18 protein-coding genes and 3 tRNA genes are annotated in these 23,799 nt (G+C 59.0%); 7 read left to right on the top strand and 14 right to left on the bottom strand.

What is annotated here, in order from left to right:
• Position 1 precedes the first annotated feature (1 nt).
• On the bottom strand, positions 2-1,447 hold the full coding sequence (locus MST27_RS08710) for an HDOD domain-containing protein (protein WP_243605571.1): 1,446 nt from the start codon (positions 1,445-1,447) through the stop codon (positions 2-4).
• Positions 1,448-1,586: 139 nt separating this feature from the next.
• On the opposite strand from MST27_RS08710, the gene MST27_RS08705 reads away from it, so the two are divergent.
• Genes MST27_RS08705 through fabI form a run of 6 tightly spaced genes read left to right on the top strand, consistent with a single transcriptional unit; the run spans position 1,587 to position 9,789 of the window.
• Positions 1,587-3,416, top strand: coding sequence for an extracellular solute-binding protein (locus MST27_RS08705; protein WP_243605570.1), 1,830 nt, complete (start codon positions 1,587-1,589; stop codon positions 3,414-3,416).
• On the top strand, positions 3,413-5,275 hold the full coding sequence (locus MST27_RS08700; RefSeq protein WP_243605569.1) for an extracellular solute-binding protein: 1,863 nt from the start codon (positions 3,413-3,415) through the stop codon (positions 5,273-5,275). Before MST27_RS08705 ends, MST27_RS08700 begins: the two co-directional genes overlap by 4 nt.
• A 2-nt stretch (positions 5,276-5,277) precedes the next feature.
• Positions 5,278-6,348 (top strand): microcin C ABC transporter permease YejB, encoded by a 1,071-nt coding sequence (locus MST27_RS08695; protein WP_243605568.1) that lies wholly within the window; start codon positions 5,278-5,280, stop codon positions 6,346-6,348.
• Position 6,349: 1 nt separating this feature from the next.
• Positions 6,350-7,369 carry an ABC transporter permease gene (locus tag MST27_RS08690; RefSeq protein ID WP_243605567.1) on the top strand — a complete coding sequence of 340 codons (1,020 nt, stop codon included), beginning with the start codon at positions 6,350-6,352 and terminating at the stop codon, positions 7,367-7,369.
• A 1-nt stretch (position 7,370) separates the two neighbouring features.
• Positions 7,371-9,014, top strand: coding sequence for an ABC transporter ATP-binding protein (locus tag MST27_RS08685; protein ID WP_243605566.1), 1,644 nt, complete (start codon positions 7,371-7,373; stop codon positions 9,012-9,014).
• Positions 8,995-9,789, top strand: a complete 795-nt coding sequence (fabI, locus tag MST27_RS08680; RefSeq protein ID WP_243605565.1) for an enoyl-ACP reductase FabI — start codon at positions 8,995-8,997, stop codon at positions 9,787-9,789. Before MST27_RS08685 ends, fabI begins: the two co-directional genes overlap by 20 nt.
• Positions 9,790-9,847: 58 nt before the next feature.
• Here fabI and MST27_RS08675 read toward each other — a convergent pair whose 3' ends face one another.
• From MST27_RS08675 to MST27_RS08630, 10 genes are all read right to left on the bottom strand, one after another.
• Complete coding sequence (locus tag MST27_RS08675; protein ID WP_243605564.1) at positions 9,848-11,701, bottom strand: SurA N-terminal domain-containing protein; 1,854 nt, start codon at positions 11,699-11,701, stop codon at positions 9,848-9,850.
• 210 nt (positions 11,702-11,911) lie between these two features.
• Positions 11,912-12,184, bottom strand: coding sequence for a nucleoid-associated protein HU-beta (gene hupB, locus MST27_RS08670; RefSeq protein ID WP_243605563.1), 273 nt, complete (start codon positions 12,182-12,184; stop codon positions 11,912-11,914).
• 132 nt (positions 12,185-12,316) lie between these two features.
• On the bottom strand, positions 12,317-14,713 hold the full coding sequence (gene lon, locus MST27_RS08665) for an endopeptidase La (RefSeq protein WP_243605751.1): 2,397 nt from the start codon (positions 14,711-14,713) through the stop codon (positions 12,317-12,319).
• A gap of 118 nt (positions 14,714-14,831) precedes the next feature.
• Complete coding sequence (clpX, locus tag MST27_RS08660) at positions 14,832-16,112, bottom strand: ATP-dependent Clp protease ATP-binding subunit ClpX (protein ID WP_243605562.1); 1,281 nt, start codon at positions 16,110-16,112, stop codon at positions 14,832-14,834.
• Between the two features lie 99 nt (positions 16,113-16,211).
• Positions 16,212-16,850 carry an ATP-dependent Clp endopeptidase proteolytic subunit ClpP gene (gene clpP / locus MST27_RS08655; protein WP_243605561.1) on the bottom strand — a complete coding sequence of 213 codons (639 nt, stop codon included), beginning with the start codon at positions 16,848-16,850 and terminating at the stop codon, positions 16,212-16,214.
• 90 nt (positions 16,851-16,940) lie between these two features.
• Positions 16,941-18,251, bottom strand: coding sequence for a trigger factor (tig, locus tag MST27_RS08650; RefSeq protein WP_243605560.1), 1,311 nt, complete (start codon positions 18,249-18,251; stop codon positions 16,941-16,943).
• 179 nt (positions 18,252-18,430) lie between these two features.
• Positions 18,431-19,123 (bottom strand): YetF domain-containing protein, encoded by a 693-nt coding sequence (locus MST27_RS08645; protein WP_243605559.1) that lies wholly within the window; start codon positions 19,121-19,123, stop codon positions 18,431-18,433.
• Between the two features lie 301 nt (positions 19,124-19,424).
• Positions 19,425-19,509: transfer RNA gene (locus tag MST27_RS08640), tRNA-Leu, on the bottom strand.
• A 46-nt stretch (positions 19,510-19,555) separates the two neighbouring features.
• Positions 19,556-19,631 (bottom strand) — tRNA-His (locus MST27_RS08635).
• 30 nt (positions 19,632-19,661) lie between these two features.
• Positions 19,662-19,738 (bottom strand) — tRNA-Arg (locus MST27_RS08630).
• Positions 19,739-20,009: 271 nt separating this feature from the next.
• Between MST27_RS08630 and folD the strand changes: the two genes are divergently transcribed.
• Positions 20,010-20,864: a bifunctional methylenetetrahydrofolate dehydrogenase/methenyltetrahydrofolate cyclohydrolase FolD gene (gene folD, locus MST27_RS08625; RefSeq protein WP_243605558.1), complete on the top strand. Its 855-nt coding sequence runs from the start codon at positions 20,010-20,012 to the stop codon at positions 20,862-20,864.
• 58 nt (positions 20,865-20,922) lie between these two features.
• Here folD and MST27_RS08620 read toward each other — a convergent pair whose 3' ends face one another.
• Genes MST27_RS08620 through MST27_RS08610 form a run of 3 tightly spaced genes read right to left on the bottom strand, consistent with a single transcriptional unit; the run spans position 20,923 to position 23,789 of the window.
• Positions 20,923-22,662 (bottom strand): ABC transporter substrate-binding protein, encoded by a 1,740-nt coding sequence (locus MST27_RS08620; protein WP_243605557.1) that lies wholly within the window; start codon positions 22,660-22,662, stop codon positions 20,923-20,925.
• 42 nt (positions 22,663-22,704) lie between these two features.
• Positions 22,705-22,977 (bottom strand): DUF2160 domain-containing protein, encoded by a 273-nt coding sequence (locus tag MST27_RS08615; protein ID WP_243605556.1) that lies wholly within the window; start codon positions 22,975-22,977, stop codon positions 22,705-22,707.
• 11 nt (positions 22,978-22,988) lie between these two features.
• Positions 22,989-23,789, bottom strand: coding sequence for a carbohydrate ABC transporter permease (locus tag MST27_RS08610; protein WP_243605555.1), 801 nt, complete (start codon positions 23,787-23,789; stop codon positions 22,989-22,991).
• Between the last annotated feature and the right edge of the window lie 10 nt (positions 23,790-23,799).

Here is a 23,799-nt window from a genome sequence, read left to right as displayed (position 1 = left end):
CTCAGCTGCGCCGGGTCAGCGCCTCCAGGCAGCGCCCCGCCAGCTGGACGAAGCGCTGGAACGCCACGAACTGCTCATGCTTGAGCGCCCGCCCTGTGGTTCTTCCGTCCGCATAGAGCACGCCGATCTCTCGCCCTCCCGCCAGCAACGGCGCGATGAAGAACATGCCTCGGCCCAACCGTTGGCGGATTGCAGACGTCACCAGCTCCTCGAGGTTGTAGCTCGCGGGCACTCCCATCCAAAGCGCCTCCCGCTGGCGTAGAACGTAGCTAAAGATATCAGCCCGTCTTGCCGGATCCGCCGGCAGTACGAAACCCGCCCTCCAGGCTTCGCTCCCCTCGCCGACCGCACACTTCACGCGAAAGGTAGTCTGCTGGTCGGCGAGAACGCACAGCATTACCCGCTCCAACCCCGCCCCCTGATGCAGCCCCTTAAGCAGCGTTTCGAGCATGAGCGCCACATCACCACGCGACGAGGCCATCATCGCCAGGTCCTGCATGGCCTGCTGCAGCAATACCAGGTCCGGCTGGAGTTGGCTGGCGAGGCGTTGCTCATGCTGCAAGCGCAGTTGTTCGGGATCTGTCGACGGTATCAGCTTGCACAGTCGGCTTGCGCCAAAGGTTGCCGCCACGTCGACGGCCTCGTCGGCGCTGGCCAGGATCTGCTGCATCGCGTCGTCTTCCAATATTCCGGTGAATTCGGCCAGTTCCTTGACCAAGGCCTGCATGGCCTCACACTCCCAGCCGTTCAACGCAGCGGCACCAATGCGAACACCCAGACTGACCGAGCGAACGCCAGGGTCACGCAAGCTGGCCGTCCCATGCGCCAGGCTCGCCAGCTCGCCGATGTTCCAGCTCTTGATCAGACCGAGGTTCAACTGGCGAAAACTGGTTCCCAGAAGCTGCTCGACCTGCTTGTCGAAGTCCGGCTCGCCCCGGTCAAGCAAATCGCCCAAGCGGTCGGCCTGCTCGCCGCCGCAGCCCCAGAATGCAAGCTCGCCGACATGGTGGAGCAACGCTGCGATGAACACCTCCTCCTCATGCTTGCTCAGGACATAGCCGCTGATGTTGCGAGCCTGTACCGCCGCATGGAAAGAACGCGCCAACAATTCCTGCAATTGCTGCCGAGGCGCCCTGTCGAGCAGGCCGTCGATCAGGCTGACCGAAAGACTGATCAGCCGCACATTATCGAAACCGATCATGACGATGGCGCGCGAAATGGTCTTGATCGTTTCCTGAGAAGGGTTGTAGTAACTGCTGTTGCCGACCCGCAAAACCTTGGAAGTCAAGGCAGCGTCGCGCAAGAGTACGTCCGCGAGCTGCTGCACCGAGGCGGTTTCCTGCTCGGTCAGCCGCTGCAGGTCCTGAACGACCGCCGCGAGTGCAGGTAGATCGGACTGGTTCAGGCGGTCGATCCACGACTGCAAACCGTATGTGGATTCGTTCACGATAGCGACCTCGGAAAGCGCTCCAGCAGCGCTTGAATGATGGCAGTGTGCCCAGATGGCCGCCCTTTTTCCAGCGGATACAAGCTGTTACTGTAACCGGCCGAAAACCGAAAGCGCCATGGATCGGAATCACCTTTTGATGCGACCCGTCCTTCTGTTGTTGACATGCCTGGGCTTGAGCTTTCCGTCTTTCGCGACCATCAGCGAAAGCCACGGCTATGCGCAGTTCGGTACGCTCAAGTACCCCGAAAGTTTCACCCATTTCGACTGGGTCAACCCGGATGCCCCCAAGGGGGGACGCGTCCAGTTGATGGCATCAGGTACGTTCGACACCCTTAATCCCTATACCTTCAAGGGGACGAGCCCGATCGCGACGCCCGGCTTCTATCAATACGGCATCACCGAGTTGAACGAACCCTTGATGGTAGGCTCCGGCATCTACGATCCATCTGGCGACGAGCCTGCCTCAGCCTATGGGCTTATCGCCGAGACGGTGGAGTACAGCGACAACCATAGCTGGGTCGTCTTCAACCTTCGCGAATCGGCGCGCTTTCATGATGGCAAGCCCATCACCGCCTACGACGTGGCGTTTTCCTACAGGACACTGGTCAAGGACGGTCATCCGCGCTATCGAACCGATCTGAAGGGCGTAAAGCGTGTCGACATCCTCAACCGCCACCGCATCCGTTTCGTCTTCGACACGCCGAACAATCCGCTACTGATCATGCGTCTTGGTGAGTTACCCGTACTGGCGCAGCATTACTGGAAGGACCGTGATTTCAAGGCCACGACCTTTGACCCGCCGCTAGGCAGCGGCCCCTACCGGATCACCGAGGTTCAACCCGGCCGACGCGTGATATTCGAGCGCGTCAAGAACTGGTGGGGCGCCGATCTGCCGGTCAACCGCGGCAAATACAACTTCAACCGTGTCGAAGTCGAGTTCTACCGGGACAGCACCGTCGCGTTCGAAGCCTTCAAGGTCGGTGAGTTCGACTTCTACATCGAGCACCAGGCCAAGAACTGGGCCAACGGGTACCAGTTTCCGGCGGTGCTTCGCGGTGACGTGATTCGAGCCGAGATCCCTCACCAGATTCCCACACAGACCCAAGCCCTGTTTCTGAACGGGCGCCGGGCGCTCTTCGACGATATCCGGATCCGCCGGGCGCTGGGCATGATGTTCGATTTCGAATGGACTAACCGCGCGCTGTTCTACGGCTCCTATAAGCGAAGCGAAAGCTACTACCCGAACAGTGATTTTGCCGCTACAGGCAAACCTGAGGGGGGCGAATGGCTGTTGCTCTCCCCCTATCGGGACCAATTACCGCCCGAGCTCTTCACCGACGCCTTCAAGCTGCCCCGCACCGAGGGCCGAGGGATTCCGCGCGAGACCCTGCGCGCCGCACTGTCCTTGCTGGAGGATGCGGGCTGGAAACTGACAGCCGACGGCTTGCGCGACAAATCAGGGCGCGCCTTCAGCTTCGAGATATTGCTCGTGAACCCCGGATTGGAACGGATTCTTCAGCCCTATGTCGAGAACCTCTCTCGCATTGGCATACAGGCCCGCCTGCGAACGGTCGACAGCGCCCAATACAAGCAGAGGCTCGACCAGTACGATTACGACGTGATTCTCACCACACTCTCCCAGACGCTGAGCCCGGGCCTGGAGCAACTGTTGTACTTTCATTCCAGCCAGGTGGACGTCAAAGGCGGGCGGAACTACGCCGGCATCGCCAACCCCATCGTGGATGACCTGATAGCCAAGCTGCTTTCCGCCAAGACACGTGACGAACAGGTCGCCGCCGGGCGTGCGATCGACCGTGTCCTGCTTTGGAACCACTACACCATCCCCAACTGGTACATCAGTCACCACCGCGTGGCGTACCAGAATCGGTTTGCCCATGTCACGACGCCGCCTTATACGCTGGGGTTGCGCGCGTGGTGGCTGACGGCTCAGGAGAAGTCAAAATGAAACGAAACGCGAGACGTCCCCTGATGCGCACCGGACTGCTGGCGCTTCTCTGCCTCGCTGGTTTGGCCCAGGCGGCACCGCAGCACGCGTTGACGCTATACGACGAGAAGCCGAAGTATCCCGCCGACTTCACGCATTTCGACTACACCAACCCCGACGCCCCCAAGGGTGGGACGCTTCGCCAGGCGGGTTTCGGTAGCTTCGATTCGCTTAACCCTTTCATCAATAAAGGCGTGTCGGCCGACGACATCGGGTTGATCTATGACACCCTCACGACGAACAGCCTGGACGAGCCCTTCACCGTTTACGGCTTGCTGGCGGAAAAGATCGAAAAAGGACCAAACAATGAGTGGGTGAGGTTCTACCTGCGCCCCGAGGCACGCTTTCACGATGGAGAACCCGTCACAGCCGAGGACGTGGTGTTCACCTTTGAGACCCTGATCAGTAAGGGCGCACCCCATTACCGGGGCTATTACGCGGACGTGGAAAAGGTCGTCGCGGAAAACGAGCGGCGCGTGCGCTTCGACTTCAAGCACGCCGGGAACCGCGAGTTACCGCTCATCCTCGGGCAATTGCCAGTGCTGCCCAAGCACTGGTGGGCTGATCGGGACTTCACCGCCGGCAACCTCGAGTCGCCGGTCGGAAGCGGTCCCTATCGCGTGGAGCGCGTCCAGGCCGGGCGCTCGATCCGCTACAGTCGGGTCGAGGATTACTGGGGCAAGGACCTTCCGGTAAACCGTGGCTTCTACAACTTCGACCATCTGCAGTACGACTATTACCTCGACAACACCGTCGCGCTTCAGGCCTTCAAAGCCGGGCATTTCGACTACTGGCTCGAGACCAGTGCGAAGAACTGGGCCACCGCCTACGACATCGATGCGGTGCGTGACGGACGCATCATCAAGGAAGAGATCGACAACCATAACCCTCAAGGCATGCAGGGCTTCGTCTTCAATACCCGCAAAGCGCGCCTGCAGGATCCGCGTGTGCGCGAGGCCCTCTCGCTGCTGTTCGACTTCGAATGGACCAACCGGCAGTTGTTCAATGGTGCTTACACCCGCACCCGCAGCTATTTCGACAACTCCGAGCTGGCCTCATCCGGTATGCCGGATGAGCAGGAACTGAAACTCCTTGAGCCGCTGCGCGGGCAGATTCCCGACGAGGTGTTCGAAAAACCCTTCGAGCTGCCGAAGACCAATGCCGACGGGATCATTCGCGAGCAACAGCGGCGTGCCTACGAGTTGCTGACCGAGGCCGGCTGGACGGTCGAGAACGATCGGATGCTCGACGCCGGCGGGAAGCCGGTAAAGCTCGAGTTTCTGCTCGTGCAGGCTGAATTCGAACGTGTGCTCCTGCCCTACAAACGTAACCTGGCCGACCTCGGTATCGATCTGGAGATCCGACGCGTCGATGTTTCCCAGTACATCAACCGCCTGCGATCGCGCGATTACGACATGATTGTCAGTGGCTTCGGGCAATCCAACTCGCCCGGCAATGAACAGCGTGAATACTGGCATTCGGCAAGCGCAGACAATCCGGGTAGCCGTAATTTCATCGGGCTCAAAGATCCCGCCATCGACACCCTGGTCGAAAAGCTCATCGCAGCCGATTCAAGGGAAGAACTGGTGACGCGCACACGCGCGTTGGATCGGGTACTGCTGTGGGGCCACTACGTCGTACCCAACTGGCACATCAAAACCTGGCGAGTCGCCTACTGGAACCACTTGGAACACCCCGAAACCACGCCGATGCAAGACATTGGACTGATGACCTGGTGGCAGAAGCCGCAGAGCGCCCCGCCGAAGCCGGAAACCGAGGTGTCTTCCGAAGGTGAGACCAGCTCGGGCACGGAGCGCTAGACATGCTCGCGTACATCGTTCGCCGCCTGTTGCTGATCATCCCGACCTTGTTCGGCATTCTGCTGATCAACTTCGTGATCATCCAGGCCGCACCGGGCGGGCCTGTGGAGCAGGCGATAGCCAAACTCGAGGGATTCGAAGGGGCTACCAGCCGGATTGCCGGCGGCGGGTCGGAGGTCGCCACTGGCAACAACTATCGCGGTGCGCAGGGGTTGGACCTGGAGCTGATTGCCGAGATCGAGCGCCTCTACGGTTTCGACAAGCCGCCGCACGAGCGCTTCTGGATCATGCTCAGCAACTATGCCCGACTGGATTTCGGCGAGAGCTTTTTCCGTGACGCAAAGGTCACGGAACTCATCGTCGAAAAGATGCCGGTGTCGATCTCACTGGGGCTGTGGAGCACGCTGATCATGTACCTGGCGTCGATCCCGCTAGGCATCGCCAAGGCTACGCGACATGGCAGCGCCTTCGACGTCTGGACCAGTTCGGCCATCATCGTCGGTTATGCCATTCCCGCCTTTCTGTTCGCCATCCTGCTGATCGTCCTGTTTGCGGGCGGCAGTTACTGGAACTGGTTCCCGCTACGCGGGCTTACCTCCGCCAACTTCGACGAACTGACCCTTACCGGGAAAATCATCGATTATTTCTGGCATCTGGCACTGCCCATTACCGCACTGGTGATCGGCAATTTCGCGACCCTGACGCTGCTGACCAAGAACAGCTTTCTCGACGAGATCAACAAGCAGTACGTGATCACGGCTCGAGCCAAGGGCCTCAGCAAGAACCGAATTCTCTACGGTCATGTATTCCGCAACGCCATGCTGATCATCATTGCCGGCTTCCCGTCGGCGTTCATCGGCATGTTCTTCACGGGTTCGCTCCTTATCGAAGTGATCTTTTCGCTCGATGGGCTTGGATTGCTCAGTTTCGAGGCGGCGATCAATCGCGATTACCCTGTCGTCTTCGGCACCCTCTTCCTGTTCACGTTGCTGGGCCTGGTGGTCAAGCTGATCGGCGATCTGACCTATACGCTGGTCGATCCGCGCATCGACTTTGAAAGCAGGGAGGCCTGAGATGAAGCTGACCCCGCTCAATCAGCGTCGCTTCGCCCTGTTCAAAGCCCATAAACGAGGCTGGTGGTCGCTATGGATATTCCTCGCCCTGTTCGTCCTGAGCCTAGGCGCGGAGCTGATCGCTAACGACAAGCCGATCGTCATACGTTTCGATGGCGGCTGGTACTTTCCGGTGTTCAAACGTTACCCGGAGACCGCCTTTGGCGGCGAATTTCCTCTCCAAGCGAACTACAAGGGGCCTTATATCCAGGGGCTTATCGAGGAAAAAGGCGGCTGGATGGTCTGGCCACCCATTCCCTTCAGCTACTCGAGCATCAACTACGACCTGCAGGTACCCGCCCCGGCTCCCCCATCGCTGGACAATTGGCTCGGCACCGACGATCAGGGCCGGGACGTGCTGGCCCGAGTCATCTATGGCTTCCGCATTTCCGTGCTATTCGCCCTGACGCTGACCCTGATCAGCTCGATCATCGGCGTTGTCGCGGGCGCGCTCCAAGGATTTTACGGAGGTTGGGTCGATCTCGTTGGGCAGCGCGTGCTGGAGATCTGGTCCGGCCTGCCGGTGCTTTATCTGTTGATCATCCTCGCGAGTTTCGTACAGCCGAACTTCTGGTGGCTGCTGGGCATCATGCTGCTGTTCTCCTGGATGAGCCTCGTCGATGTAGTACGCGCCGAGTTCCTGCGGGGGCGTAACCTGGAATACGTGCGCGCCGCGCGTGCCCTGGGCATGCAGAACGGAGCCATCATGTTCCGCCACATCCTGCCCAACGCCATGGTTTCGACCATGACCTTCATGCCCTTCATCCTGACCGGCGCCATCGGCACCCTGACCGCCTTGGATTTTCTGGGGTTCGGCCTGCCTCCCGGGGCCCCCTCGCTGGGCGAACTCGTGGCGCAGGGCAAGGCCAATCTGCAGGCACCCTGGCTGGGTATCAGCGCCTTCATGGTCCTGGCGATCATGCTGACACTGCTGGTGTTTATCGGCGAGGCGGCGCGTGATGCCTTCGACCCAAGGAAATAGCATGACCGAGACGCTCATCGAGGTTCGCGACCTCGCCGTGGAATTCGTCAGTGGTGACCGTGCGCAGCGAGTCGTCGAAGGCGTAAGCTTCGATATACGCAAGGGAGAAACGCTGGCGCTTGTCGGCGAGAGTGGCTCCGGCAAGTCGGTTACCGCCCATTCGATTCTCAGATTGCTCCCCTACCCCCTGGCCCGGCACCCTTCGGGCAGCATTCGCTACGATGGCGAGGATCTTCTGGGCGCTGATGAAAAGCGCATGCGCCGCATCCGCGGCAATCGCATCGCGATGGTGTTTCAGGAGCCGATGACGTCTCTCAACCCGCTGCACACCATCGGCCAGCAAATCAACGAAATCCTGCTTATTCACAAAGGGCTGCGTGGCAAGGCGGCCACCGCGCGCAGCCTTGAGTTGTTAGAGCTCGTCGGGATTCCGGACCCTAGGAAACGCATCCGGGCCTATCCCCATGAATTATCCGGTGGCCAGCGTCAGCGCGTCATGATCGCCATGGCGCTCGCCAACGAGCCGGAACTGCTGATCGCAGACGAGCCGACCACCGCCTTGGACGTAACAGTGCAGTTGAAGATCCTGGAGCTGCTCAAGGATTTACAGGCCCGTATGGGCATGGCGCTGCTCCTGATAAGCCATGATCTCAATCTGGTGAGAAGAATTGCGCACCGCGTGTGTGTCATGCAGCGCGGTCGCGTCGTCGAACAAGCGTCTTGTGAGCAACTGTTCCACTCGCCACAGCATCCCTATACCCAGGAACTGCTGGCAGCGGAGCCCAGTGGCGGGCCAGTCGAGACCGAATCCTCCTCCACACTCCTTCGAGTGGAGGATCTGAGGGTGTGGTTTCCGATCAAGAAGGGGCTATTGCGGCGCACCGTGGACCATGTGAAGGCGGTTGACGGCGTCAGTTTCAGCCTCCCTAAAGGCCAGACGCTGGGTATCGTTGGCGAGAGCGGTTCCGGAAAGTCGACGTTAGGATTGGCCATCCTTCGTCTGCTTGCCAGCCGAGGCGAGATTCATTTTCGCGACAAGGCGCTACAAAACCTTTCTCAACGGGCGGTGCGCCCTTTGAGAAAGGAGATGCAGGTCGTTTTCCAGGATCCTTACGGCAGCCTCAGCCCTCGTATGTCGGTCGGCCAGATCGTCGGAGAAGGGCTGCGAATCCATAGCGTCGGTACGGCTGCCGAGCAGGCTCAGGCCATCGTCGATGCACTTGTCGAGGTGGGTCTGGACCCGGAGAGCCAGCATCGCTATCCGCATGAGTTTTCCGGCGGTCAACGTCAGCGGATCGCGATAGCCCGGGCGCTGGTACTCAAGCCCGAGCTCATTCTGCTGGACGAGCCGACATCGGCGCTGGACAGGACGGTACAACGACAGGTGGTGGAGCTACTACGCTCGCTACAGGCCAAGTACAACCTGACCTACCTTTTCATCAGCCATGACCTGGCGGTGGTAAAGGCGCTCAGCCACCAGATGATGGTGGTCAAGCAAGGCAAGGTCGTTGAACAGGGGCAGGCCGAGAGCATCTTTGCCGCTCCGCAACATCCGTATACACAGCAGTTGCTGGAGTCGGCTTTCATGACGCCGGCGACTGCCCAACCAGAAGAGGGACAAGCACATGGGTTTTCTAACCGGTAAGCGCGTACTGATCGTGGGCGTTGCCAGCAAACTATCGATTGCCTCGGGCATTGCTGCAGCCATGCACCGCGAAGGCGCCGAGCTGGCCTTCACCTATCAGAACGAAAAGCTCAAGGGGCGCGTCGAAGAATTCGCCGCGAGCTGGGGCTCAAGCCCGGAGCTGTGCTTCCCATGCGACGTGGCCAGCGACGAAGAGATTGCCCAGGTTTTCGAAGCATTAGCCAAGAAGTGGGACGGGCTGGACGGAATCGTTCACTCGGTCGGTTTCGCCCCGGGCGACCAGCTCGACGGTGACTTCACCGAGGTGACCACGCGTGAGGGCTTCCGCATCGCTCATGACATCAGCGCCTACAGTCTGGTTGCCCTGGCCAAGGCCGGTCGCCCGATGATGAAAGGCCGTAACGGCAGCATTCTCACGCTGTCCTACCTTGGCGCAGAACGCACCATGCCCAACTACAACGTCATGGGCATGGCCAAGGCGAGTCTGGAAGCAGGCGTCCGCTACCTTGCCGGAAGTCTTGGTCCCGAAGGCACCCGCGTCAATGCTGTATCCGCCGGCCCGATTCGCACGCTTGCGGCGTCTGGCATCAAGAGCTTCCGCAAGATGCTCGCCGCGAACGAAAGGCAGACGCCGCTGCGCCGTAACGTGACCATTGAGGAAGTGGGCAACGCGGGCGCGTTCCTCTGCTCTGACCTCGCTTCAGGAATCAGCGGCGAAATTCTTTATGTAGACGGCGGCTTCAACACGACAGCGATGGGCAACATCGAAGACTAAAGCCAACATCCATAAAAAACCCGCACATCGTGCGGGTTTTTTTGTTTCTCTCACTCGATCAATACGTCTCGATGTCCGCTTCGTTATGCAGCATGTCGCGGTAGGCGGCGAAATCCTGCTGGCCACTGCGTGAAGCCAAGAATCGACGGTAGCTCTGCTTTTCTTCAGTCGAAAGCTCGGCATCCGGTTCGCTGACGCCGTTCAATTGGATGACTACGAAATCACCCTCACCCAATCGAATACCACCATAGGTCGGAGCATCACCATTCTGCGGACGAGGCATGCGGAACACTTCCTGCAGCACGGCCGGCTCGACGCCCTCCTGATTGCGCGATGCGGCTTCGACAGGCTGCCATTCGACCTCAGCTTGCTCGCCGCCACGCAGCTTGGCCAGCAGCGCCTGGCCCTGGGCTTCAGCTTGTTCAGCCGCTTTGGCCTGCTGCAATTGGGCAACGATGCCCTCCCCGACCTGATCGTAAGGCATCACCTCGGGCTGCAGGTGCTGCTTGACCCGCACCACAACGGCGGTGTCCGGATCCAGCTCGATAACCTCACTGTTGGCACCATCCAACAGCACCTCATCACTGAAAGCCGCCTGGATGACCTGACGGTTCGAGGCTACACCAGCACCCCCCTCGCGACCGAACGCTTCAGTTGTCCGAACCTGCAATCCAAGTTCCTGAGCAGGTTGTGCCAGGTCTGAGGACTCGAACGCCGCATCTTCCAGCTGTTTGCTGGCCTCGACGAAGCGCTGCTCGACTTGCTGAGCCTTGAGTTCGCGAACCAGTTCGGGCTTCATTGATTCAAGGGTCGGTATTTCGGGTGATTGAACACCAAGCAGCTTAATCAGATGCCAACCAAACTCGGATCGAACCGGAGCAGAAACCTGCCCCTGCTCCAACCCGTAGAGAGCCGCTTCGAATTCAGGGTCATATACACCGGGGCCCGCAAATCCCAGGTCGCCGCCCTCGCCGGCTGAGCCCGGGTCCTCGGACAGCTCCTTGGCCAGCGCTGCGAAATCTTCGCCAGCAGATACCCGCTTGGCAATCTCGTCGATCCGCTGCTTCGCCTGCGCGTCATTGCCATCGTCTGCCTCGATCAGGATATGCGCGGCACGGCGCTGTTCCGCGAGGTTCGCGATACGCTGCTTGTAGAGCTCGTCGACCTCATCGTCAGACACTTCGACCTGATCGAAGAACGACTCCTTGTCCAGCTCGACGTACTCCAATACCACCTGTTCAGGCGAACGAAAACGGTCTGGATTCTGTTCGTAATACTCACGCGCGTCGCTGTCGCTGACTTGAACCGCATTGGCGTCGGCCTGGATCCGGACACTGGCGAAATCGCGGGTTTGCTGCTCGAGGCTGGCGAATCGCTCGATCTGCTCGTCCGTAACGAATCCTGAACCGGAAATACCGGCACGCAGTTGGCCGATCAGCATTTCCTGCTTGAGCAACTCACGGAACTGCATCCGCGTGTAACCCATCTGTTGGATGACCTGATCGAAGCGGGTCGCGTTGAACTTACCCTCTACGGCGAACTCCGGCGTCTGCAGGATCAGTTGATCCAGTGCGGTTTCGGAGAAGGCAAAGTCGGCATTGCGAGCCCCCTGCAGCAGCAAGGCTCGGTCTATCAGCGCCCGCAACGACGACTCTCGCACCAGTTTGTCGTCAAGCAGCGAGGGATCGAAGTCGCCACCCAGCTGCTGCGCGAGCTGGCGGCGCTGCATGTTCATGGCCTCGTTGAGTTCATCCAGCGAGATTTCCTCGCCGTTGACTTCAGCAGCGTTCCGGCTATTGCTGACGGAACTGAAGATCGCATCAAAACCGGTCAGCGCCAGTAGAACGATAATGACGCCGATAATGGTCTTGGCAATCCAGCCTTGAGAGTTGTCCCTGATGTTCTGAAGCATGCGTCCCCCAGGAGGCAGCTGCGCGGCATACACTGCAGCACGGGTGGAAACCGGATAAAAGAAAGGCGCATCCGGGGATGCGCCTTCGCGGAGCTTTTGGAGCGGTTGGGCCGAATCCCCCAAGCCCGAGCGCAACAGGCGCGGCCTGTTCGAACCACCACTCCAAGCCAGGGTCAGAGTCGACTGACAGCTGGCCGGATCAAAAAACGCTTAGTTGACAGCGTCTTTCAGAGCCTTGCCAGCTTTGAATCCCGGAATCTTGGCCGCTGCGATATTGATCGGCTTGCCGGTCTGAGGGTTGCGGCCGGTGCGAGCGGCGCGCTCCTTGACAGCGAAAGTACCGAAACCAACCAGTACCACGGAATCACCAGCCTTCAGCGCGCCAGTAACGGAGTCGATTACTGCATCCAGCGCGCGGCCAGCAACAGCTTTCGGGATATCAGCAGATGCAGCGATAGCATCGATCAGTTCCGACTTGTTCACTCTAAGTCCCCTTATTTCTGTTGAGTCGTATCTTTAATTTTTGGTGTAAGCAAAGCGGTGCTGAAATAGCAGCGACACAAAGGGCCGGTTTATATCAAGGGCGCCGAAAATATGTCAACAGAGCCTTCCAGACTAATGCGTGCTGATTCGCTCCTTGGAATCAGACTCGCGCTTGTCTTCCTTTGCAACGATGTCGGGAGCCGCATCAGGTAAGGGCTCCGGCGCGTATTGCAGCGCAATTTGAAGGACTTCGTCAATCCACTTGACCGGTTTAATCAGCAGGTCCTGCTTAATATTTTCAGGAATCTCTTTCAGATCACGCTGATTCTCTTCCGGGATGATCACGGTCTTGATTCCGCCCCGATGTGCGGCCAGCAATTTCTCCTTCAAACCGCCAATGGCGAGTACCTGACCACGCAGCGTAATCTCGCCCGTCATCGCCACTTCAGCGCGAACCGGAATGTGGGTCAGAGCCGAAACCAACGCGGTGCACATACCGATACCGGCGCTCGGGCCATCCTTGGGAGTCGCCCCTTCAGGGACATGGATATGGATGTCCTGCTTCTCATGGAAGTCCGGCGCTATTCCCAAGCTTTGGGCTCGGCTGCGGACCACTGTCAATGCGGCAGTGATGGATTCCCCCATCACGTCACCGAGCGAACCGGTCTTTGTCAGTCGTCCCTTGCCGGGAACGACCGCGGCCTCGATGGTCAGCAACTCGCCACCAACCTGGGTCCAGGCGAGCCCGGTCACTTGTCCGACCTGGTCCTGCTGCTCCGCAAGACCGTAACGGAACTTGCGGACGCCCAGATAATGTTCGAGCGATGCGGCGTCGATCTGAACCTTGAAGTTCTTTTCCGCGGCGTGCTCCTTCACCACTTTCCGACACACCTTCGCCAGCTGCCGCTCCAGGCTTCGCACCCCCGCCTCGCGGGTGTAGTAGCGAACAACGTCTCGCAATGCCTCGTCCTGGAATACCAACTCGGTTTTCTTGAGACCGTTGGCCTTGACCTGCTTCGGCACTAGGTAACGGTTAGCGATGTTGATCTTCTCGTCCTCTGTGTAGCCTGGAAGGCGGATCACTTCCATGCGATCGAGCAACGGCGCCGGAATGTTCATCGAGTTCGCTGTGCACAGGAACATGACGTCGGACAGATCGTAATCGACCTCAAGATAATGATCATTGAAGTTGTGGTTCTGCTCCGGGTCGAGCACTTCCAGCAACGCAGACGCAGGATCCCCACGCATGTCGTTACCCATCTTGTCGATCTCGTCGAGCAGGAACAGCGGATTGCGAACGCCAACCTTGCTTAATTTCTGGATCAGCCGTCCGGGCATCGAACCGATGTAGGTCCGACGATGCCCTCGGATTTCGGCCTCGTCGCGCACGCCGCCGAGCGCCATACGGACGAACTTGCGATTTGTGGATCGGGCGATGGACTCGGCCAGCGAGGTCTTACCCACACCGGGCGGACCAACCAGACACAGCACCGGACCCTTGAGCTTCTTGACTCGCTTCTGCACGGCCAGGTATTCCAAGATCCGGTCCTTAACCTCCTCGAGGCCGTAATGATCGGCGTCGAGCACCTCCTCTGCCTTTTGCAGATCCAGCCGGACCTTGCTTGCCGCCTTCCACGGGACATTGACCAGCCAGTCGATATAGGTCCGCACCACCGTGGCCTCGGCGGACATGGGAGACATCTGCTTGAGCTTGTTCAGCTCAGCCGTGGCTTTGGCGTGAGCATCCTTGGGCAGGCCTGCGTTCTCGATGCGCTTCTTCAGGTCATCGATTTCATTGTGGCCTTCATCGATATCGCCGAGTTCTTTCTGAATAGCCTTCATCTGCTCGTTCAGGTAGTACTCGCGCTGGCTACGCTCCATCTGCTTCTTGACCCGGCCACGGATTCGCTTTTCGACCTGCAGCAGATCAATCTCGGCATCCAGCAAGGCGAGCACATGCTCGACTCGTGCCGAGAGCTCGGTGATTTCCAGAATCGCCTGCTTCTGTTCGATCTTCAGCGCCATGTGGGCCGCCATCGTATCGACCAGCCGAGCAGGCTCATCGATGCTTGCCAGCGAAGAGAGCACTTCAGACGGGACCTTCTTGCCAAGCTGAACGTACTGCTCGAACTGACTCAGCAAACTCCGCGTCAGCACCTCGCCTTCCCGCTCGTCGATCTCCGACTCCTCGATCAGCTCGACCTCGGCACGACAATGATCCTCGACCTCGAAGAAACGGTCGATCACACCGCGCTGCTCACCCTCCACCAGCACCTTCACGGTGCCATCAGGCAATTTGAGTAGCTGTAGAACAGTCGCAACGGTGCCCACACGATAAAGGGCATCTTCATTGGGATCGTCGTCAGCCGGATTCTTCTGAGCCAAGAGCAGAATCTGCTTGTCGCCCGCCATCGCCGCCTCGAGGGCCTCTATGGACTTCTCTCGGCCAACGAACAGCGGAATCACCATGTGCGGATAGACCACGACGTCACGCAGTGGCAAAAGGGGCAATTCGATGGTTGTCTTCATAACATTCAGCTCTACGGCGGGAACGGGGAAACACCCTGGAAACAAAGATGAGGGCGCGCTAGGCAAAAAACAAGGAGGACGCAGAAATGCAAAAGGGCCCGGAGGCCCCTTTGTACTATCACGCGTCAGGCGCAGCCTTCGCTGGCGGCTCGCTGCTCTCGTAGATCAGCAGCGGCTTCGACGTTCCTTCGATCACGCTCTCATCGATCACTACTTTGCTGACATCCTTCTGCGAAGGAATTTCATACATGGTGTCGAGCAGAACGCCCTCAAGAATCGATCGCAGGCCCCGCGCACCGGTCTTGCGCTCCAATGCACGTCCGGCTACTGCCTTGAGCGCATCGGTGCGGAACTCCAGATCGACTCCCTCGAGTTCAAACAGCTTGGCGTACTGTTTGGTCAACGCATTTTTCGGTTCGGTCAGAATCTGGATCAATGCCGCTTCGTCCAGTTCGTCCAGGGTGGCAATAACCGGCAAACGCCCCACGAACTCTGGGATCAGGCCGAACTTGACCAGATCGTCGGGCTCAACCGCACGTAGCGATTCTCCGATTTTCTTGCCCGGATCCTTGCTGCGTACCTCTGCATTGAACCCGATACCGCCCTGGGTAGAACGGCTCTGAATCACCTTCTCAAGGCCCGCAAACGCACCGCCGCAGATGAACAGGATGTTGCGGGTATCAACCTGAAGGAACTCCTGCTGGGGATGTTTGCGGCCGCCCTGCGGCGGAACGGAAGCAACGGTTCCCTCGATCAGCTTCAGCAGCGCTTGCTGCACCCCCTCACCCGACACGTCACGCGTGATGGATGGGTTGTCGGACTTGCGAGAGATCTTGTCGATCTCATCGATGTAGACAATGCCCATCTGGGCCTTCTCCACGTCGTAGTCACACTTCTGCAACAGCTTCTGAATGATGTTCTCCACATCCTCGCCCACGTAGCCGGCCTCGGTCAGCGTCGTGGCATCAGCGATGGTGAACGGGACGTTAAGAAGGCGAGCCAGCGTCTCGGCGAGCAGCGTCTTGCCTGAACCCGTCGGGCCGATCAGCAGGATATTGCTCTTGCCCAGCTCGACCTCTTCTTTCTTGTCGCGCTGATTGAGTCGCTTGTAATGGTTGTAAACGGCCACTGCCAGAATCTTTTTGGCACGCTCCTGACCAATGACGTACTGGTCGAGAATGCCGCTGATCTCCTTGGGCGCAGGCAGTTTTTGCGCACTGCTTTCGGCCTGGGCTTCCTGCACCTCCTCACGGATGATGTCATTGCACAGGTCGACGCACTCGTCGCAGATAAAAACCGAGGGGCCAGCAATCAACTTGCGCACTTCGTGCTGGCTTTTGCCGCAGAAGGAGCAATAAAGCAGCTTGCCGGAATCCTCGCCGTTGCGGGTGTCAGTCATTCGATCGATCCAATCGGGAAGGCTTGAAACACAAGATGAAGGCATTCGAGGGCTTTTTCAAGCCCGGGCTAAAGCCAGACATCGCCAGGGCTGACGAGATCACCCCGCCATCTGACGCTGAGCCAGCACTTGGTCGATAAGCCCGTACTTGACGGCCTCCTCGCCACTCATGAAGTTGTCGCGGTCGGTGTCACGGGCAATGACATCCAGCGGCTGGCCCGTATGCTGAGCCATGATCTTGTTCAGGCGCTCGCGAATGGTAAGGATCTCACGGGCATGAATCTCGATGTCCGAAGCCTGCCCCTGGAAGCCGCCCAACGGCTGGTGAATCATCATCCGCGAGTGCGGCAGACAGTAGCGCTTACCGGCTGCGCCGCCGGTCAACAGCAACGCACCCATGCTGCAGGCCTGGCCGATGCAGATCGTCGAAACGTCGGGCTTGATGAACTGCATGGTGTCGTAAATGGACATGCCCGCCGTCACCGAGCCACCCGGCGAATTGATGTAGAGGTGGATATCCTTCTCGGGGTTCTCGGCCTCGAGGAACAGCATCTGCGCGACGATCAGATTCGCCATGTAGTCTTCGACCTGGCCAACCATGAAGATCACCCGCTCCTTCAGGAGTCGGGAATAGATGTCATACGCGCGCTCGCCACGGGCGGACTGCTCGATGACCATCGGGACCAGCCCACCGGCGGCCTGGATATCGGGTGCTTGCATAAACGGATTGCCGGACATGTCCAACGATACTCCCTATGTCACGCCTCAAAGACATAAGCCAGCACTAGGCTGGCTTATGAACGTGCATTCAAAACGATTTGAAGAGATTCAAGCTGCTTGCGGGGCTTCCGCAGGCTTCACTGCTTCTTCGTAGGAAACCGATTTGTCGGTTACTTTAGCCTGCTGCAGGACAGTATCTACAACTTGTTCTTCGAGCACAACCGAGCGGACTTCGTTCAGTTGCTCGGCGTTCTTGTAGTACCAGGATACCACCTGCTCCGGCTCCTGATAGGCGGAAGCCATCTCTTCGATCAGCTCGCGAACACGGCTGTCATCAGGCTTGAGCTCGTGTTGCTTGACCACCTCGGCAACGATCAGACCCAGCACGACGCGACGCTTGGCCTGCTCTTCGAACAATTCGGCCGGCAGCTGATCGGGCTTGATGTTGCCACCGAACTGTTGCACAGCCTGGGCGCGCAAGCGGTTGACTTCATTGTCGACCAGCGCCTTCGGTACCTCGATCGGGTTGCCAGCAACCAACCCTTCCATTACCTGGTTTTTCACCTTGGTCTTGATTGCCTGGCGCAGTTCCCGCTCCATATTCTTCTTGACCTCGGCACGGAAGCCCTCAAGGCCACCTTCCTGCACGCCGAACTGAGCGAAGAATTCGTCGTTGAGCTCGGGCAGTTGAGCAGCGGCGACGCTGTTGACGGTCACGGTGAACTCGGCGGTTTTGCCGGCCAGGTCGAGATTCTGGTAATCCTCAGGGAAGGTCGGGTTGATGACGCGCTCTTCGCCCGCCTTGGCGCCAACCAGCGCATCCTCGAAGCCCGGAATCATGCGACCGGATCCCAGGACCAGTTGTGTGCCTTTAGCCGAGCCGCCAGCGAAGGCTTCGCCGTCGATCTTGCCGACGAAATCGATATTCAGCTGATCGCCATTCTCGGCCGCACGGTCAACGGTCTCGTAACGGGTGTTCTGCTTGCGCAGGATCTCCAGCATATTGTCGACGTCGGCGTCACCCACCTCGGCCTGCAGACGCTCGATCTCGATGCTCTCGAACCCGGCGACCTTGAATTCCGGAAAGACTTCGAAGGTTGCAACGTACTCGAGATCCTTGCCCTTCTCGAAAACCTTGGGCTCGACAGCCGGCGCGCCAGCAGGATTCAGCTTTTCTGCAACGACGGCCTCATAAAAGGTAGCCTGGATGATATCTCCCAGCGCTTCCTGGCGAGCGGCAGCTTCATAGCGCTGGCGAATGACACTCATCGGCACCTTGCCAGGACGAAAACCCGGAATCTTGGCCCGGCTTGCAGTCTGCTGCAGACGCTTGTTGACTTCGTTCTCGATACGCTCGACCGGCACGCCAATGGTCATACGACGCTCGAGAGCGGAGGTGCTTTCAACAGAAACTTGCATGGATTTTCCTCGTTGCACAGACATAAGCCGGCGTTCCGGCCCCAGAATGGGCAAGCATTCTAGTGGCTCGTCTGGCAGAAGTCACCCCGTCCGGCAAGCCTGCTCGAGGGCTGCGATTGCGCTGTCTGGCAGCGACACCAGGCGTTCCGGACGTTAACGCAGCCGTTGACGAGTTAGTGCTAACGGGATCTTGGTACGATCAAGGCGTGCGACCAGTCGCGGTTTTCGCAACGTGGACAAACCGCTCCCTGCTGCTCCTCGATGCGCTGCGTATGGCCGCAGCGCGTGCAGGCAAACAGCCCGGTGGCAGGTGCCCGTCCAAACACAGCGCGGTGATCGGGCGGCAGCACTGACAGCCCCGGCCTGACGTCACCGCCCGAGTAGAAATAGAGACTCACATCGCCATCGGTTTCCAGGATACCAAGGCGCACCTGCCCCAGATGCTCTACCCCCTGCTGTCTGAGCTCCATGAAGAACTCGTCGGAAGAGATGTTCAGGTGATTGAGACTCTCGAGTTCGTATAAACCGTCCTTGATGATGGTGACTGGCTTTCCTTCCATCCAGTTCGAAAACCGAACGCTATGGCTCATCGCCAGTACAGTCAGACGGTAGAGCAGTAGGAGCGTCACGAAGACCGTGGCGATAGGTAGTAGCGGCACATCCCCGTAAAACGAGACATCACCGGCCGCCGAACCCAGCGTGAGAATGACGACCAGCTCGAACAAGGACAATTGGCGAATGCCACGACGGCCACTGACTTTGAGGAACACGAAGACCACCACGAACGCGAAGAGCGCTCGAAACGCAACCTCTGTCAGAAACAGCAGCGGAAAATCGGCCAGCAGCATGCGCGACCAATCGAAAGCGGTCATTCCCCTACTCCGTCAAGCCATACAGGAATAGGACTCCTAGCTGCGGAATTGGGTCATTGATGCCCGATGCGATAAGCCACAGGCTTGACTGACCGACCAGGATGAAAATCCTGGTCTGGGCACGCCGGCAATGTCCAGCTCACCGCCGCGTACAATCCGTACGTCTCGTCCACCACGACCCCCAAACCCTCCAGGAGCCGTCAGCAACCGGGCTTCGGTAAAAACAGACAGACACAAAAAAGCCCCAATCAAGGGGCTTCAGCCATTTTCGGATCGACGCGAACGTCGCGAAAACATCGAGTGGTGCGGACGGAGAGACTCGAACTCTCACACCTTGCGGCGCCAGAACCTAAATCTGGTGTGTCTACCAATTTCACCACGTCCGCAGTGCTCAAAACGAAAACGCCAGGCATCGCCTGGCGCTTCGGAATATGGGGTGGACGATGGGGCTCGAACCCACGACCGCAGGAGCCACAATCCTGTGCTCTACCAACTGAGCTACGTCCACCATATTGCCTTGCTTGTGCCAGAGTCCAAATGGCGCACCCGGCAGGATTCGAACCTGCGACCATCCGCTTAGAAGGCGGATGCTCTATCCAACTGAGCTACGGGCGCTTTCATCTGCATTCTGTTTGGAGCGCAGACTTCAAGCTCGGGCTTCCAAAAGCGACTGCCTTGAAAGCCGTCTCACCCAGCAGCGAGCTGTGCTCGACAAGCGGGGCGAATCTTAAAGGCGCCCCATGATGCCGTCAACAACAAATTTCAGAAAAATTCAGCCAGGTAAAGGAGTTACGGGACGCTGTAGCCCTGTCGCCTTTGCCGGACCGCAACGCCGTGCGAGAATGCGCGTCCTTTTTCTCCTTCATTCTATGGTTAGCCAAGCGTCATGACTGCACAACTGATCGACGGTAAAACGATCGCTGCCAATATTCGCCAGCAGATAGCGGGTCGCGTGGCCGAGCGCGCCAGGCAAGGCCTGCGGGTTCCAGGGCTGGCCGTCATCCTGGTGGGTACCGATCCCGCCTCCCAGGTCTACGTCGCACACAAGCGCAAGGATTGCGAGGAAGTCGGGTTCCGTTCGACTGCCCATGACCTTCCGGCCGAGACCAACCAAGCCGAGTTGCTGGCCCTCATTGATGAGTTGAACGAGGACCCCACAATCGACGGCATATTGGTGCAGCTGCCGCTGCCCAAGCACCTGGACGCCTCTCAGCTGCTGGAGCGCATCCGTCCCGACAAGGACGTAGACGGCTTCCATCCCTATAACATCGGACGGCTGGCACAGCGAATGCCACTTCTGCGCCCCTGCACGCCCAAAGGCATCATGAGCTTGCTGCAGAGCACCGGCGTCGACCTTCATGGCCTGAACGCAGTCGTGGTGGGCGCCTCGAATATCGTCGGTCGCCCGATGGCGCTCGAATTGCTGCTCGCAGGGTGTACCACGACGGTCACGCATCGCTTCACGCACGATCTCTCCGAGCATGTGAAACGTGCTGATCTGATCGTTGTGGCGACAGGCATTACCGGCCTGGTGAAAGGCGAGTGGATCAAGCCGGGCGCCATCGTTATCGACGTAGGCATCAACCGCCAAGCCGATGGCAAGCTGGTCGGCGATGTGGAATTCGAATCAGCTGTCCAGCGCGCTGGTTGGATCACGCCGGTTCCAGGTGGCGTCGGGCCGATGACACGGGCCTGTCTGCTGGAAAACACCCTGCACGCCGCCGAGCATCTGCACGGCTGACTCATGAAGAAACGGCACCCTCAGGTGCCGTTTCTTATACTCCGTACCTGAATGTCGATCAGCTTTCCTTTTCCCAGGACTTGATCAGCTCGTCGTAACTGACGGTCTGGCCTTTGGGCTTTTCGTTCTCCAGTTTCGGTTTCGGCGCACCGGGCTGACTCAACCAATACTCAGGGTCGCGTGGTTCGTTCATCTTGGGCCCACATTTAGGCTGGACGTTGGCCCGTTCGAGCCGAGCCATCATCGAGTCCTGCGCTTCAGCCAGTCCATCGAGCGCCTCCTGGGGCGTCTTGTCACCGCTCGCCGCCTCAGCGATGTACTGCCACCATAGCTGGGCCAGGCGTGGGTAGTCGGGCACGTTGGTACCAGTCGGGGTCCACTGCACCCGTGCAGGGCTGCGGTAGAACTCCACCAGCCCACCCAGTTTGGGAGCAGCCTCGGTCATCGCGTCGGAGTTGATGTCGGACTCGCGAATAGGGGTCAGCCCGACCAGCGTCTTCTTCAGCGAAACCGTCTTCGCTACGGTGAACTGTGCGTAAAGCCAGGCGGCCAAACGACGCTTCTCGGGTGTCGAGTCGAGGAAGGTCCAAGAGCCAGCATCCTGATAGCCCAGCTTCATACCCTCCTCCCAATACGGCCCCTTCGGCGACGGCGCCATTCGCCATTTGGGCGTGCCGTCCTCGTTCACGACCGGCAAACCAGGCTTGGTCATGTCTGCGGTAAACGCCGTGTACCAGAAGATTTGCTGCGCGATGTTCCCCTGCGCCGGCACCGGACCGGACTCAGAGAACGTCATGCCCTGCGCCTCCGGCGGTGCGTATTCGCGCATCCAGTCAACGTATTTCTGGGTCGCGAATACGGCGGCCGGCCCGTTGGTCGCGCCGCCACGTGCCACACTCGAGCCCACCGGGTGGCAATCCTCGACGCGGATGCCCCATTCGTCTACAGGCAAGCCATTGGGCAACCCCTTGTCCCCTGCCCCGGCCATGGAGAACCAGGCGTCGGTGAATCGCCAGCCGAGGGAAGGATCCTTCTTGCCGTAGTCCATGTGGCCGTAGACGCGCTGGCCATCGATCTCTTTGACATGCTTGCTGAAGAACTCGGCGATATCCTCGTAGGCCGACCAGTTCACCGGTACGCCCAGGTCATAGCCATAAATTTCCCGAAACTGCGCCTTGAGCTCCGGCCGCTCAAACCAGTCGGCGCGGAACCAGTAAAGGTTGGCGAACTGCTGGACCGGGAGCTGATAGATCTTGCCGTCTGGTCCCGTGGTGAAGGAAATGCCGATAAAGTCGTCCAGATCCAGCGTCGGCAAGGTGTAGTCCTTCGCCTCCCCCTCGATCATGTCGCTGATCGCCACCGCCTTGCCGTAGCGAAAGTGGGTGCCGATCAGATCCGAGTCATTGATATAACCATCGTAGATATTCTTGCCGGACTGCATCTGGGTTTGCAGTTTCTCGACGACGTCGCCCTCCTGCATCAGGTCGTGTCGCAACCGGATACCGGTGATTTCGCTGAACGCACGCGCCAGCGTCTTGGACTCATACTCGTGGGTTGTAATGGTCTCCGAGGCGACGTTGATCTCCATGCCGCGGAAGGGTTCGGCCGCCTTGATGAACCAGCGCAGTTCCTCCATTTGCTCTTCAGCCGATAGGGTCGAGGGGTTGAATTCCGACTCGATCCACTTCTTAGCCGCATCTTCATAGGCGTCGGCCCAGGCCGTGCCCGCCATGCCTGACAACGTCAGCAAGGCGGTCAATGCCATGCCATGTCGGGTGTTGTTTTTGTTTTCGAACATAAACACCTCCTTTGGGTTATTCAACGAGATGGGCCGCATGGCTCATCCCCAGCGCATCACTGCAAACAACCAGACGAGGGACAGCACGGTCGCTATCCAGATGCTCCAGTCGGTCAGCCCGATCAGCAGAAGATGCCAATACGCACTGCCCAGAAGTCCAACGAACAACCGATCACCACGCGTGGTCACAATCGGTAGAAAACCCTTTCGCGGCGTGCAAGGTCGCGCCAGTTCCCATGCGCTCATTGCCGCCAACGTCAAACCGATCAGCGAAAAGAACGCCGCGGTCGGCAAAGTCCAGGCCATCCAGCTCATCAGCGCCGCTCCTATACTCGGCCCAGGGCAAAGCCCTTGGCCACGTGGTTACGAACGAACCAGATCACCAGCATGCCCGGCAGAATGGTCAGCACCCCAGCCGCCGCCAATACTCCCCAGTCGATGCCGGAAGCGGAGACGGTCCGCGTCATGACAGAGACGATCGGCTTGGCATCGACAGACGTCAGGGTGCGTGCCAGAAGCAGCTCGACCCAGGAGAACATGAAGCAGAAGAACGCGGTCACACCGATCCCTGAGCGTATGAGCGGTATGAACAGCTTGAGGAAGAATTTGGGGAAGCTGTAGCCGTCGATATACGCCGTCTCGTCGATCTCCTTGGGCACACCGGACATGAAGCCTTCGAGAATCCATACCGCCAAGGGCACATTGAACAGACAGTGCGCCAGAGCCACGGCGATATGGGTATCGAACAACCCGATCGAGGAATACAGCTGAAAGAACGGCAGCAAAAACACGGCGGGCGGGGCCATGCGATTGGTCAGCAACCAGAAGAACAGGTGTTTGTCGCCCAGGAAACGAAAACGGGAGAAGGCATAAGCGGCCGGCAGCGCGACAGTCAACGAGATCACCGTGTTGAGGCACACGTAGTAGAGCGAGTTGATGTAACCGCTGTACCAGCTTCGGTCGGTGAAGATGACCCGGTAGTTATCCAGCGTGAACCCCCGGGGCCAGAGGGTCAGGCCACCCAGGATCTCGGTATTGCTCTTGAACGACATGTTCACCAGCCAGTAGATCGGTACCAGCAGGAACACGACGTAAAGGATGAGTAACGCTCGCTTGCGCAGATTCATTGGCGGGCCC

It is taken from the genome of Stutzerimonas marianensis (genome assembly GCF_022810315.1).
Taxonomy (GTDB): Bacteria; Pseudomonadota; Gammaproteobacteria; order Pseudomonadales; family Pseudomonadaceae; genus Stutzerimonas; species Stutzerimonas marianensis.
Note: the sequence above shows the minus strand (reverse complement) of the source record. Positions and strands in the feature narration are given on the sequence as shown.

What these genes read in the sequence shown, in the direction of transcription:
- MST27_RS08705 (WP_243605570.1), top strand. Translation starts at nt 1,587, where the DNA reads ATGCGACCCGTCCTTCTGTTGTTGACATGCCTGGGCTTGAGCTTTCCG.
- MST27_RS08700 (WP_243605569.1), top strand. Translation starts at nt 3,413, where the DNA reads ATGAAACGAAACGCGAGACGTCCCCTGATGCGCACCGGACTGCTGGCG.
- MST27_RS08695 (WP_243605568.1), top strand. Translation starts at nt 5,278, where the DNA reads ATGCTCGCGTACATCGTTCGCCGCCTGTTGCTGATCATCCCGACCTTG.
- MST27_RS08690 (WP_243605567.1), top strand. Translation starts at nt 6,350, where the DNA reads ATGAAGCTGACCCCGCTCAATCAGCGTCGCTTCGCCCTGTTCAAAGCC.
- MST27_RS08685 (WP_243605566.1), top strand. Translation starts at nt 7,371, where the DNA reads ATGACCGAGACGCTCATCGAGGTTCGCGACCTCGCCGTGGAATTCGTC.
- fabI (WP_243605565.1), top strand. Translation starts at nt 8,995, where the DNA reads ATGGGTTTTCTAACCGGTAAGCGCGTACTGATCGTGGGCGTTGCCAGC.
- MST27_RS08675 (WP_243605564.1), bottom strand. Translation starts at nt 11,701, where the DNA reads ATGCTTCAGAACATCAGGGACAACTCTCAAGGCTGGATTGCCAAGACC.
- lon (WP_243605751.1), bottom strand. Translation starts at nt 14,713, where the DNA reads ATGAAGACAACCATCGAATTGCCCCTTTTGCCACTGCGTGACGTCGTG.
- clpX (WP_243605562.1), bottom strand. Translation starts at nt 16,112, where the DNA reads ATGACTGACACCCGCAACGGCGAGGATTCCGGCAAGCTGCTTTATTGC.
- clpP (WP_243605561.1), bottom strand. Translation starts at nt 16,850, where the DNA reads ATGTCCGGCAATCCGTTTATGCAAGCACCCGATATCCAGGCCGCCGGT.
- tig (WP_243605560.1), bottom strand. Translation starts at nt 18,251, where the DNA reads ATGCAAGTTTCTGTTGAAAGCACCTCCGCTCTCGAGCGTCGTATGACC.
- MST27_RS08645 (WP_243605559.1), bottom strand. Translation starts at nt 19,123, where the DNA reads ATGACCGCTTTCGATTGGTCGCGCATGCTGCTGGCCGATTTTCCGCTG.
- folD (WP_243605558.1), top strand. Translation starts at nt 20,010, where the DNA reads ATGACTGCACAACTGATCGACGGTAAAACGATCGCTGCCAATATTCGC.
- MST27_RS08620 (WP_243605557.1), bottom strand. Translation starts at nt 22,662, where the DNA reads ATGTTCGAAAACAAAAACAACACCCGACATGGCATGGCATTGACCGCC.
- MST27_RS08615 (WP_243605556.1), bottom strand. Translation starts at nt 22,977, where the DNA reads ATGAGCTGGATGGCCTGGACTTTGCCGACCGCGGCGTTCTTTTCGCTG.
- MST27_RS08610 (WP_243605555.1), bottom strand. Translation starts at nt 23,789, where the DNA reads ATGAATCTGCGCAAGCGAGCGTTACTCATCCTTTACGTCGTGTTCCTG.